Annotated in this window: 9 protein-coding genes; 4 read left to right on the forward strand and 5 right to left on the reverse strand. The window is 61.0% G+C overall.

Annotated features, from left to right (window positions below; translation table 11 throughout):
- Positions 1-6 precede the first annotated feature (6 nt).
- A complete protein-coding gene (hppD, locus tag ACF8Q6_RS00335; RefSeq protein WP_003253865.1) occupies positions 7-1,083 on the reverse strand; it encodes a 4-hydroxyphenylpyruvate dioxygenase in 1,077 nt (358 codons plus the stop codon).
- A 298-nt stretch (positions 1,084-1,381) separates the two neighbouring features.
- Here hppD and ACF8Q6_RS00340 point away from each other — a divergent pair, with 298 nt between their 5' ends.
- Together ACF8Q6_RS00340 and rarD are read left to right on the forward strand one after the other, a co-directional pair.
- The gene (locus ACF8Q6_RS00340; protein ID WP_392494466.1) at positions 1,382-2,968 is read left to right on the forward strand and encodes an EAL domain-containing protein; all 1,587 of its coding nucleotides are present in this window, start codon (positions 1,382-1,384) and stop codon (positions 2,966-2,968) included.
- Between the two features lie 33 nt (positions 2,969-3,001).
- Positions 3,002-3,889: an EamA family transporter RarD gene (rarD, locus tag ACF8Q6_RS00345; protein ID WP_392494468.1), complete on the forward strand. Its 888-nt coding sequence runs from the start codon at positions 3,002-3,004 to the stop codon at positions 3,887-3,889.
- Here rarD and ACF8Q6_RS00350 read toward each other — a convergent pair.
- Entirely contained in the window at positions 3,852-5,423 is a 1,572-nt protein-coding gene (locus tag ACF8Q6_RS00350) for a TerC family protein (RefSeq protein WP_392494469.1), read from the reverse strand. The two genes, rarD and ACF8Q6_RS00350, sit on opposite strands and share 38 nt — an antisense overlap.
- Positions 5,424-5,714: 291 nt before the next feature.
- Here ACF8Q6_RS00350 and ACF8Q6_RS00355 point away from each other — a divergent pair, with 291 nt between their 5' ends.
- Positions 5,715-6,296: a LysE family translocator gene (locus ACF8Q6_RS00355; protein ID WP_392494471.1), complete on the forward strand. Its 582-nt coding sequence runs from the start codon at positions 5,715-5,717 to the stop codon at positions 6,294-6,296.
- On the opposite strand, the gene ACF8Q6_RS00360 is transcribed toward ACF8Q6_RS00355, so the two are convergent.
- The 3 genes from ACF8Q6_RS00360 to ACF8Q6_RS00370 form a co-directional block, all read right to left on the reverse strand.
- Positions 6,261-7,109, reverse strand: coding sequence for an AraC family transcriptional regulator (locus tag ACF8Q6_RS00360; protein ID WP_392494473.1), 849 nt, complete (start codon positions 7,107-7,109; stop codon positions 6,261-6,263). The two genes, ACF8Q6_RS00355 and ACF8Q6_RS00360, sit on opposite strands and share 36 nt — an antisense overlap.
- Before the next feature lie 47 nt (positions 7,110-7,156).
- Positions 7,157-8,275 carry a glycosyltransferase 61 family protein gene (locus ACF8Q6_RS00365; protein ID WP_392494475.1) on the reverse strand — a complete coding sequence of 373 codons (1,119 nt, stop codon included), beginning with the start codon at positions 8,273-8,275 and terminating at the stop codon, positions 7,157-7,159.
- A 229-nt stretch (positions 8,276-8,504) separates the two neighbouring features.
- Positions 8,505-9,659 (reverse strand): hypothetical protein, encoded by a 1,155-nt coding sequence (locus ACF8Q6_RS00370; RefSeq protein ID WP_392494477.1) that lies wholly within the window; start codon positions 9,657-9,659, stop codon positions 8,505-8,507.
- A 452-nt stretch (positions 9,660-10,111) separates the two neighbouring features.
- Between ACF8Q6_RS00370 and ACF8Q6_RS00375 the strand changes: the two genes are divergently transcribed.
- Entirely contained in the window at positions 10,112-11,731 is a 1,620-nt protein-coding gene (locus ACF8Q6_RS00375) for an NADP-dependent glyceraldehyde-3-phosphate dehydrogenase (protein ID WP_392494479.1), read from the forward strand.
- The last annotated feature ends 101 nt before the right edge of the window (positions 11,732-11,832 follow it).

Below are 11,832 nucleotides of genomic sequence, written 5' to 3' on the forward strand. Positions count from 1 at the left end.
GGGCGGTCAGTCTGTGCTCAGCACGCCGCGGCGTACCTGGTCACGCTCGATGGATTCGAACAGCGCCTTGAAGTTGCCTTCACCGAAGCCATCGTCACCTTTGCGTTGGATGAACTCGAAGAAGACCGGGCCAAGCAGGGTTTCCGAGAAAATCTGCAGCAGCAGGCGCTTGTCTTCGGGCTGCGAGGCGCCATCGAGTAGGATGCCACGCGCTTGCAGTTGGTCGACCGGCTCACCATGGCCAGGCAGGCGCTCTTCCAGCATTTCGTAGTAGGTTTGCGGTGGCGCGGTCATGAAGCGCATGCCCAGCCCCTTCAGGGCATCCCAGGTCTTGAGCAGGTCATCGGTCAGGAAGGCCACGTGCTGGATACCTTCACCGTTGAACTGCATCAGGAATTCTTCGATCTGCCCCGCGCCCTTGGACGACTCTTCGTTGAGCGGGATGCGGATCATGCCATCAGGCGCAGTCATGGCCTTGGACGTGAGGCCGGTGTATTCGCCCTTGATGTCGAAATAGCGGATTTCACGGAAGTTGAACAGTTTCTCGTAGAACCCGGCCCAGTAGGCCATGCGCCCGCGGTAGACGTTATGGGTGAGGTGGTCGATGATTTTCAGGCCAGCACCTACCGGGTTGCGATCCACGCCTTCGATGAAGTTGAAGTCGATATCGTAGATCGAACTGCCTTCCTCGAAGCGGTCGATCAGGTAGAGCGGTGCCCCCCCGATACCCTTGATCGCCGGCAGGCGCAATTCCATCGGGCCGGTTTCGATTTCTACCGGCTGGGCGCCCAGTTCCAGGGCGCGGGCATAAGCCTCATGGGCATTGCGCACGCGAAAAGCCATGCCACATACCGACGGGCCGTGTTCAGCGGCGAAGTACGAAGCGATGCTTTTGGGTTCATTGTTCAGGATCAGGTTGATGCCACCCTGGCGATACAGGTGCACATCCTTGGAGCGGTGGGTGGCCACTTTGGTGAAACCCAGTATCTGGAATACAGGCTCAAGTACGCCAGGGGTCGGCGAAGCCAGTTCGATGAACTCGAAGCCCATCAGGCCCATTGGATTGTCGAAGATATCAGCCATGTTCGTGTCCTCATCTGCTGCGAAAATTATAGATTGCGTAGGATGTGGAACAGAAACGGCGGTGAGCACGGGATACCGCGCACGCTGCGGGCGAGGAAGTCACCTATGATCAGCTTGAACCCATGGTATGTCATATGGACCCATTCTCGGCGGGCTTGATCCTTCGGACGTGAAGGACCTTATTGTTGTATTCGTAAATCGATTCTACATTGCGTAAAATGGTTTGTCGCGTTTTAGTTGCTCGTACGCGGCGACAAACGGCTATCCTCTCGTTTTACGCCATGATAGCCAGGTCAGCATGCCCCTTACCGCCAAACGCCGCGCCGCACTCAGCTGGCGCACGCTCTTGCCTTGGGTCGTCGGCCTGCTGCCGGTCATGTGCGGCCTGGCCGTGATGAACTGGCAGGTCGAGCGTGAAATGCAGGCCAGCAGCCACGCCACCACCCGCCAGGCGTTGGAACACGTCGAACACATCCTCGACAACCTGTCCCGTGCCGCCAATTCGCTACTTCCGCTGACTGACAGTTCATGCGAGCAGGCCCAGCTCATGCTACGGGCCCAGGTTACCCGCAATGCCTTCGTGCGCTCGACCAACCTGTTCAGGCACAACACCCTTTATTGCACCTCGCTGTTCGGCGAGTTCGAAGAACCGGTCAATCCTGGCGATTACGTCGACGGCAAGTTATGGCTGATGGACGGCAACTCGGTTACGCCGGGCCACGCGCTGCTGGTCTACCGTGCCAGCGACGGCGACCACGGCGCAATCACCACGGTGGACGGCGACCACCTGCTGACAGCACTGCGCCTGATCGGGCCCGATGAAGAACTGCAAATCCGCGTGGGCGACGCCTGGATGGGCAAGGACGGCGTGGTCCACAAAGGCGTCTCCCCTGCCGCCCCCAGTGCCAACGTGCTGATAGGCTCGACGCGTTACCCTTTCAGCGTGCAGGGCGGCTACAGTGCCGACAAGCAAGGCCAACTGTTGCGCAGCCACTACCCTGGCCTGCTCAGTCTGTTGCTGGTACTGGGTGCCCTGGCGGCACTGGTGTGCCGCTGGCAGATTCGCCGCGCCACCTCACCGCGTGCCGAACTGGACCGTGCCCTGCAGGCCGATGAATTCCTGCCGTATTTTCAGCCAGTGGTGCGCAAGGGCGATTACCGCTGGGCCGGTGCGGAAGTGCTGATGCGCTGGCACCACCCACGAGAAGGCCTGGTTCGTCCCGACCTGTTCATCCCCTATGCCGAACACAGCGGGCAGATTGTCGCCATGACCCGCGCCCTGCTGACACATACCGCGCAAAGTCTGGCGCCCTATGCCGGGCTGCTGGAAGACGGCTTCCATATTGGTGTCAACATCACCGCTGACCACTGCCGCGACCTCAGCCTGCTGGATGACTGCCGCACGTTCCTGCAGCACTTTCCGCCCGGCCGGGTGGTGCTGACCCTGGAACTGACAGAGCGCAAGCTGATCGAGCCTACGCCGGTTACCCTTGAGTTGTTCGAAAAGCTGCATGCCATGGGCGTGATGATCGCCCTCGATGACTTCGGCACCGGCCAGTCGAGCCTCAACTACCTGCGGCAATTCAAGGTCGACTACCTGAAGATCGACCAGAGCTTCGTTGCCATGATCGGCGCCGATGCGCTGTCAGTGCACATACTCGAGAGCATCATCGAACTTTCAGGAAAGCTGGACCTGGGCATCGTTGCCGAGGGTGTGGAAACCGACCTGCAGCGCGACTACCTGGCCAAGCATGGGGTGGACTTCCAGCAGGGTTACCTGTTCGCCAGGCCCATGCCGGCCGCCCAGTTCCTCGAAGCCTTGGCCACTCGCCCGGGCGTAACGCAGTTGCCGCAAGATGCGCCCCCTGAGATCATGCGCGGCTGATCAACCCGCTCAATTCCCGTATTCGAGGCATTCGTGTCAAAAGGCATTGTTTCATCGGTCATGGCGTCCTGCCTGTTCGCTGTGATGTACTTCTATACCTCCCTGCTCAAGCCACTCGATGGCGAAGAAATCTTTGGCTGGCGCACCCTGCTGACACTGCCCTGCCTCACCTTGTTCATGCTTGTCTCGAAAGACTGGAAGCGGGTGGGCGAACTGATGGGCCGGGTAAAACGCACGCCGGTGCTGTTGCTCGGCATGGTCGGCACGTCCTGGCTGATGGGTGTGCAACTGTGGCTGTTTCTCTGGGCGCCCCTGCATGGGCGCAGCCTGGAAGTGTCGATGGGTTACTTCCTGCTGCCACTGGCCATGGTCCTGACCGGGCGGCTGGTCTATGGCGAGCGGCTGTCACGCCTGCAGACGGTAGCCGTGGCCTGCGCCGCACTGGGCGTGGGCCACGAGCTGTACCAAAATGGCAGTTTTGCCTGGGAAACCCTGCTGGTAACGATCGGCTACCCGGTCTACTTCGTGCTGCGCCGACGCTGCCGCACCGACCACCTGGGCGGCCTGTGGTGCGACATGTGCCTGCTGCTGCCATGGGCGCTGTACTTCGTGATCCAGAGCCCACTTTCCAGCGCTGACCTGCAAGCACACCCCGGCCTGTATGTGTTGGTGCCGATCCTTGGCGCGATCAGCGCTTCGGCGCTTATCGCCTACGTGCTGGCCAGCCGCATGCTGCCATTCAGCCTGTTCGGCCTGCTCAGCTACGTCGAACCCGTGCTGCTGGTGGGCGTGGCGTTGATGCTGGGCGAAACCATCGGCCCGGATCAGTGGCTGACCTACCTGCCAATCTGGGCCGCAGTACTGGTGCTGGTGCTTGAGGGCTTCAAGCACCTGCTACGTCAGCGTCGCCGTTCGGTGTAAGCCGAACCTGACGCACCCGTCGCTCTTCAACCGCCTCCACGGTCAGCATCCAGCCATTCCAGGCTAGCCGGTCACCGACCATCGGCAGGCGGTCGAGCAAGCTCATCACCAGGCCCGCAAGGGTCTGGTAATCCTCGGTAGCACGGGCACTGAAGCCAGTACGCGCCTGCACCTGGCTGAGGTTCAGCGCACCGCTGACCACAAAGCCTTCCCCCTCCTGAACGATGCCCGGGCCTTCAACTTCACTGGCATCCGGCAGCTCACCGGCAATCGACTCAAGGATGTCGGTCATGGTCAACAGCCCGGTGAAGTCACCGAACTCGTTGACCACGAAGGCAATGTGGGTCGACTGACCACGCATTTGCTCCAGGGCATTGAGGATGCTGAAGCTCTCCAGCAGGTTCAACGGCGCCCGGGCCATGTTTTCCAGGTCGGGCTGGCTGCCCGAGAGCAGTTCCTTCAGCAGTTCCTTCTTGTGCACAAAGCCCAGGGGCTCGTCCACACGACCATCGCGGATCAGCGGCAGGCGCGAGTACGGCGAATTGGCCAGGGCCTGGGCAATGGCGTCGGCCGGTTGCGCCAGGTCGATCACATCAACCTCGGCACGGGCTGTCATCACCGTACGAATCGGCCGCTCGGCCAGGTTCAGCACGCCGCTGATCATGACCCGCTCACGGCGGTCGAACAGCACCTGCTCCCCGCCGCCCTCGACCAGGTCGGCAATCTCCTCGCCGACCTCGTCAGCCTCGACCCGGCGGCCGCCCAGCAGGCGCAGCACGGCATGAGCAGTGCGTTCACGCAACGGCTTGTGCTGTTGCAAGCTGCGCTTGCGGCGGGCACGGGCGAGTTGGTTGAACAGCTCGATCAGGATCGAGAAGCCGATGGCCGCGTACAGGTAGCCTTTCGGGATATGGAAGCCCAGGCCTTCGGCGGTGAGGCTGAAACCGATCATCATCAGGAAGCCCAGGCACAGCATGATCACCGTGGGGTGGGCGTTGACGAAGCGGGTCAGCGGCTTGCTGGCAACGATCATGATACCGATCGAGAAGATCACCGCGATCATCATCACGGACAGCTCATCGACCATGCCGACCGCCGTGATCACGGCATCCAGCGAGAATACCGCGTCCAGTACCACGATCTGGGCAACGATCGGCCAGAACGCGGCATGGCGCAGCGTGCCACTGGCCTGGGTCACGTGACCTTCCAGGCGTTCGTGCAGCTCCATGGTGGCCTTGAACAGCAGGAACACACCACCGAACAGCATGATCAGGTCACGGCCAGAGAAGCTCTTGCCGAACACTTCGAACAGCGGTGCGGTCAGGGTGACCATCCACGAAATGCTGGCCAACAGGCCCAGGCGCATGATGAGCGCCAGGCTCAGGCCAATGACCCGCGCGCGGTCGCGCTGATGGGGCGGCAACTTGTCGGCAAGGATGGCGATGAACACCAGGTTGTCGATACCCAGCACCAGCTCGAGGACGATAAGCGTCAACAGGCCTAGCCAGGCCGTGGGGTCGGCTAGCCATTCCATTAGCGGGTACTCACGTGGGACACGTCACAAGGACGGGAGAAGGATGGCCAGAAAGGCCGAAGACTGGGGGGCTCCGCGAAGGTGCTCATATAGACCTTGATAACAAATTGGGAGAACGATGCTACAAGCACAGCAGGTTTCTGTAGTAGCGCAAAACTATTACAAAACCTGTAACAACCCTGCATCGCCATTAGCCCTGCAGGCGCGAGTCGTGCGCAGGTACTTTTGTTCAATACAGCAGAACGCCAGCCCCGCGAGGATAACCCCTCCCCAACCACGCGGATCTTCCTCATGAGCCTATCCCTGTCCATGGCCGCCTTCGCCCTTGCGGCCTCTATCTCCCCCGGCCCGGTCAACATCGTCGCCCTTGGCAGCGGTGCCCGCCATGGCCTGCGCGCCAGCCTGGCGCATGTGGCCGGTGCCACGCTGGGTTTCTGCCTGCTGCTGGTGCTGGTCGGGCTGGGCCTGCATCAACTGCTGCTTCGCTGGCCTTTGCTGGGCCTGATGTTGCACTGGGGCGGTGTGGCGTTTCTGCTGTACATGGCGTGGAAGCTGGCCAGTGACGACGGTAACCTGAACAACGCACAGCCTAGCCCAGCCCCTTCAGCCTGGCACGGCGCAGCGATGCAGTGGCTGAACCCCAAAGCCTGGTTGGCCGCCGTTGCCGGGGTGGGTGCCTACACCGGCGGTGAACAGCACTTGCTGTGGCTGTTTACCTGGATCTACGGGCCGATCTGTTTCATCTCGGTGGCCTGCTGGGCCTGGGCCGGCAGCGTGATTCGCCAGTACCTGGACAACCCATGTCACCTGCGCATGCTCAATCGGAGCCTGGCCGTGTTACTGGTCGCCAGTGCGGTCTACCTGATCCTTTAAGGCATGCACGGCTCCTGCAGGAGCGCCCAGGCTAGCGACGGCATTTCTGTAATGCCCCGGTGTCGCCGCCAGGTGCTGTTTGAATGCCCGCTGCAGGTGTGCCTGATCAGCGAACCCGGCCTCCTGTGCAACTTCAGCAATTGAACGGCCCTGGCGCAACTGCGCCCGGGCCAGTTGTACACGCTGGTCTAGCAGGTAACCATGCGGCGTCAGGCCGAAGCGTTGGCGAAAGGCACGAATCAGGTAGGAACGGGACAGGCCGCAAGCCCCGCAAATGTCTTCGAGGCTGAGCGGGTCACTGCGGTGGGCCCGTATGAAAGCAGCCGCTGCATCCAGCCGTGGATTGCCCTGGTCAATCTCGCTGGCATTACGGGCAAGCATGCCCGGCAACTCGCGGAATAGGGCCGCCAGGCGGGTTTCCCGATCAGACAGCCTGGCGTCGAACAGGTCGGCAAAGGCCTGCAACAACCGCCCGTACAACACAGGTGAGCGGCTCCAGGTCTGCGTTGGCAGGGTAAAACCCACTGCCTGCAACCAAGGCTGATCGACGAACAGCATCAGGTAAGACCAGGGTTCCCCGGCAACAGGGTTGCAGGTATGCACCACGCCCGGGTTCATCAACACCGTGGTACCCGCCCCCACCTCAACGCACTGCTCACTGTTGATGTAAGTGCTACGCCCCCCCGTGATCACCCCGATGGAGAAGCTCTCGTGAGAGTGCGCGGCGTAGCACACCTTGCGCCCGTCCCCTACCCGTCGGGCTTCGACGAACGGCAAGGCAGGGTCGCGCCAAAACCGTGATACCTCGATCATCCTCTACTGCCCTGCCCGCCGCGGATCCATGCACCGATACTACACACTTATCGTGGGAACAGATCCAACGTGCGCTCCACTTCGTCAATATCGATCCTGAAACCATCACCTTCCGGCAGGCCCACCACAAAGCCAAAATGCTGCTGGTCACGATCCGTCAGGTATTTGTAGTAACTGACGAAACGGTTCGGCGGCTGCAAAGTCAGCAGGCAGCCTCCAGCCTGCAGCACATTCACGCCATGCACCAACTGGCTACCCTCCACCCCGATGACCACTTTAGCCCCGGCGCAGGCCGCGACAATGCTCGGTACATCGGACTTCAGCGGGTTGACGATGCGAAAACCGCGGGTAGTACGCAAGTGTTCGGCAAGCTCCAGCTCGTTGCGCAACAGGCGCAGGTCACCATCACCGCCCCGCAACAGGAAAACCCCCGGGTGCTGCGTGTACGACACATGCGAAAGCAGCTTGTCACCCATGGCCCGGTAGCGAGCATGCCGGCTGCGGTTGTTGCTCTGGTCATCGAACAGCACCAGCTCACGGAAGAACGCACTGCGCAGGCGCAAAGGCTTCATGTCCAGCCAGTCTTCATAGGCCGGTGCCTGGGTGAACAGCGGATACCTGGCAGAGGGGGCGGTGGTCACCGGGATGCCCTCGTTGCAGGCCAGCGCATAGGTCGGGCAGTCTTCCATCAACCAGGTGCCGAACCAGGCGTTACCGTTTTGTGTGCAGTAGATTGCAGCGCGGTCGATTTCATTGTCGATGAGGATGGTCGGGAAGGTACTCGGCTTCTGTGACAGCCAATGGCTGGCCTTGCCCTTGTACAACGCCCCCTCGACCAGCCATACATCCTTGATCAAGTAGCCGCGGGTTGCCCCTTGCAATGTGTTGACGCCTCCCTGCATGGTCTGCGCCGGGTGCACGTAGGGGTAAAACCGCTTGCCTTCCCAGCCCGTTACCCGCTCCAGCTGGCCAGGCAGGAAAATGGCTGGCGGCGAAACCGTGGCTTCGCCCGGGGCGATGTCCCAGCACTTGGTGGCGACGCTCTTGAGATCGGTCGCCGCTTTTCCACCCAGCCGTTTGCGCGCCATGTGGCGGTAGGCGGCCAAGGTCCAGCTGTGTTGCCTGCCTGCGGGCGATGCACTGAACTGCGAGATGTCGCTTCCCATGAAGCGTCCTCCCTTGATGGCGAAGTGTGGAGCCCGGCGCTAGGCACTGTACGAAAAGTCTTGAGACGCAGGTCAGGCAAGGCGAAAACAGCCGAGGAACGGCCGGGGTCACGCCCGACTGTACTGGAGTACATGAGCATTCCAAGGCGGTTTTCAACGCAGCATGAACCAGTATCAAGGCTTTTCATACAGCGCCTAGGCGCCAGATCAAAGCATCCCTGGCAGTTACTCAATTGCTCGTGACTCTTTCCATGGTGGGCGGTGACTGCAAGCTGGCGTAACGGTTGCGCAACGTTTGCACAAACGGTTCGCCTGCCCCGCTGCCGCCATAGAGATAAATCTTGTGCAGGCCACCAAACACCATTTCGTGATAGCGACTGGCGACTTCCTCATCGCTTGGGCCATCCGGGAGCCCCAGATGCAACGTCAGCTTGTCGCCTTCGACCGCGAACATCGGCGTGTCCCACAGGAACTTTGCCGTACCGGTCTTGGGCAGGCGGACAAACAGGTACGCATGGTTACCCAGCGAGTCGATATCACCACCGCGGCGGCGCTTCCACTTCAGCAGGCCGTCGTCCGGGCGCGCCAGACACAGGCCGATGTCGTAATAATCGAAGCCCTGCTCCAGTGCCCATTCAAGCGCCATGAAGGTGGTGATCGAATTCACCTCGCGCAGTTTCTTCGCATCGGAAAACACCGCCTCGCAATAGCCAAAGCGCAACGTGCTCCAGTAACGCTTGCCGCCGCGTACCACTTCACACCCCAGGTGGCAGCCGATCACCTCATCGCCCAGCATGATCAAGTCAAGCCGGCCGACACTCTTGGCAATACGGAACACCTCTTCGGTAGGAAACTGCGCGGCATGAATGCCCTGCCGGGCCGAAGCATAAGGGCGCAGCAGATCCCGGTCGGCCATGGCGATTTCTTCGTCCAAAAGGGCTTGGCGCATGTGATAGAGCGGCCGGTTCTTGCGAATGCTGCGGCGCAGTTCGCTGTCATAGCGGGCAGTGATGTCCTCCAGCGGGCGCCCCAGCGGCACCACGGCGCTCAGGTAGTGCGGCACTGACAGCGCCCCCGACGTGGGCATTTCGCTGATGACCACGACGTGGCTGGCAGCCGCCGTGGCACTTGCACCGTCTACCATCGATGCGCTGCCCTGGCCCTTGCCACCAATCAGCAGCTTGGCCATTTCCCGTTGCTGCTTGCGGCCGATGTAGAGGATTTCGTACGGGCTCTCCTGTTGCGGGCGAAACCTGGCGACTTCCCAGCGCCAGAGACAGGCACGCGCCATCATTTCTCGCACCTTGCTGGCCAGCAGCCTGATTTCGTAGCGCATGGAGGGCGACAGGAGCTTGCGCACCACAGTCGTCAAGGTCTTTTTCATTTCTTCTTCGACGTCCTTTTGAAGTGCTCTATTGGCCAATCGGAAAAAGAGAAAAATCCAGCAAAAACACTTAACACTTTGATTTTTATAGTGTGGCTTGCAACTTTCTTATCACATTCAGTAACAATTTAAGATGCCTGCAAACGCTTTGGCAAGCGGCTTCTGGCTGACTTTAGATCAAGTTTCATGGCGTCAAATTCCCCGCATCAAACCGACGCTCAACATAACATTTGCTATAACCGTGCCCATCAAGCTCCGCTGGCCACTTCGCTATCCATGAATAACCTTTTACGACTTTGCATCAACGCCTCTCAGGCCGCTGTCTGCTTGCCGGGCAGGCATGGGCGGCCATGTTGAGCCAGACTGGTGTTTTTCCGACAGCCAGTGCATGCTCCCAGCTGAAACGATTCAACTGACTTGAAAACCGCCCTTTGATGTGAGGTGCAGTACCCATGGACCGTTTGCTCGATTCACTCTTCCCCAGCGCCGAGAACATCCCAGAAACCTGGCGCCTGGGAGCCCCACTGGAACAACGCGACTACCTGGTCAACGGTGAACTCAGGCGCTGGGACGGCCCGTTGGCCACGGTGCGCAGCCCGGTGTGGCTCAAGCAAGGCGACGAAGAGCATCAGGTCATACTGGGCAGCGCCCCGCTGCTGGATGCCGATACCGCGTTGACCGCCCTCGATGCCGCCGTGCAGGCCTATGACAAAGGTCGTGGCGCCTGGCCGAACATGCGCGTGGCCGAGCGTATCCAGCATGTCGAATCCTTCCTTGCCCGCATGCGTGAACAGCGCCAGGCCGTGGTCAAGCTGCTGATGTGGGAGATCGGCAAGAACCTGAAGGATTCGGAAAAGGAATTCGACCGCACCTGCGACTACATCGTCGACACCATCAACGCCCTCAAGGACCTGGACCGCCGCTCCAGCCGCTTCGAGCTGGAACAAGGCACCCTCGGCCAGATCCGTCGCGTCCCGCTGGGCGTGGCCCTGTGCATGGGGCCCTACAACTATCCGCTGAACGAGACCTTTACCACGCTGATCCCGGCGCTGATCATGGGCAACACCGTGGTGTTCAAGCCGGCCAAGTTCGGCGTACTGCTGATTCGCCCCTTGCTCGAAGCGTTCCGCGACAGCTTCCCGGCAGGTGTGATCAATGTCATCTATGGACGCGGCCGGGAAACGGTGAGCGCGCTGATGGCCAGCGGCAAGGTCGATGTATTCGCCTTCATCGGCACCCACAAGGCCGCCAGCGACCTGAAGAAACTGCACCCACGCCCGCATCGTCTGCGCGCCGCACTGGGCCTGGACGCCAAGAATCCGGGCATCGTGCTACCCCAGGTCGACCTCGACAACGCTGTCGAAGAGGCCGTCACCGGGGCGTTGTCGTTCAACGGCCAGCGCTGCACGGCACTGAAGATCCTGTTCGTGCACGAGGATGTGGTCGAGGCCTTCCTCGACAAGTTTCAGCGCAAATTGGCGGCGCTCAAGCCCGGCATGCCGTGGGAACCTGGCGTGGCGCTGACACCGTTGCCCGAGCCTGGCAAGGTCGACTACCTCGATGGCCTGGTTGCCGATGCGACGGCCAAGGGCGCGCGCGTGCTCAACGAAAATGGCGGGCACAGCCGCGGCTCATTCTTCTACCCGGCCTTGCTGTACCCGGTCAGCCGGGAAATGCGCGTGTACCACGAGGAGCAGTTCGGCCCGCTGGTACCGGTGGTGCCCTACCGCGACCTGCAGACCGTGATCGACTATGTGCTGGACTCCGACTACGGCCAGCAACTGAGCCTGTTCGGCAACGACCCGGCCACCATCGGCAGCCTCGTCGACATCTTCGCCAACCAGGTCGGGCGCATCAACATCAATGCTCAGTGCCAACGCGGCCCTGACACCTACCCGTTCAACGGCCGCAAGAACAGCGCCGAGGGCACGCTCTCGGTGGATGACGCTTTGCGTGTGTTCTCCATCCGGACGCTGGTCGCCACCCGCTTCCAGGAGGCCAACAAAGCGCTGATCAGCGAGATCATTCGCAACCGCCAGTCGAGCTTCCTGACGACCGACTACATCTTCTGACCGCCGCGCTTATAGACAATCGATCTAGCGTCACTGTCGATTTTCCATCTGGGCGAACGACTCTAAGCAACAGGGCGCCTTTCGGCGCCCATTGCACAGGA

The sequence above is a fragment of the Pseudomonas sp. GLN_2 genome, assembly GCF_043106005.1.
GTDB lineage: Bacteria > Pseudomonadota > Gammaproteobacteria > Pseudomonadales > Pseudomonadaceae > Aquipseudomonas > Aquipseudomonas alloputida.

Bases quoted from the DNA above. Each gene is read 5' to 3' on its own strand.
- ACF8Q6_RS00350 (WP_392494469.1), bottom strand. From the start codon at position 5,423: ATGGAATGGCTAGCCGACCCCACGGCCTGGCTAGGCCTGTTGACGCTT.
- ACF8Q6_RS00375 (WP_392494479.1), top strand. From the start codon at position 10,112: ATGGACCGTTTGCTCGATTCACTCTTCCCCAGCGCCGAGAACATCCCA.
- hppD (WP_003253865.1), bottom strand. From the start codon at position 1,083: ATGGCTGATATCTTCGACAATCCAATGGGCCTGATGGGCTTCGAGTTC.
- ACF8Q6_RS00360 (WP_392494473.1), bottom strand. From the start codon at position 7,109: ATGATCGAGGTATCACGGTTTTGGCGCGACCCTGCCTTGCCGTTCGTC.
- ACF8Q6_RS00340 (WP_392494466.1), top strand. From the start codon at position 1,382: ATGCCCCTTACCGCCAAACGCCGCGCCGCACTCAGCTGGCGCACGCTC.
- ACF8Q6_RS00355 (WP_392494471.1), top strand. From the start codon at position 5,715: ATGAGCCTATCCCTGTCCATGGCCGCCTTCGCCCTTGCGGCCTCTATC.
- ACF8Q6_RS00370 (WP_392494477.1), bottom strand. From the start codon at position 9,659: ATGAAAAAGACCTTGACGACTGTGGTGCGCAAGCTCCTGTCGCCCTCC.
- ACF8Q6_RS00365 (WP_392494475.1), bottom strand. From the start codon at position 8,275: ATGGGAAGCGACATCTCGCAGTTCAGTGCATCGCCCGCAGGCAGGCAA.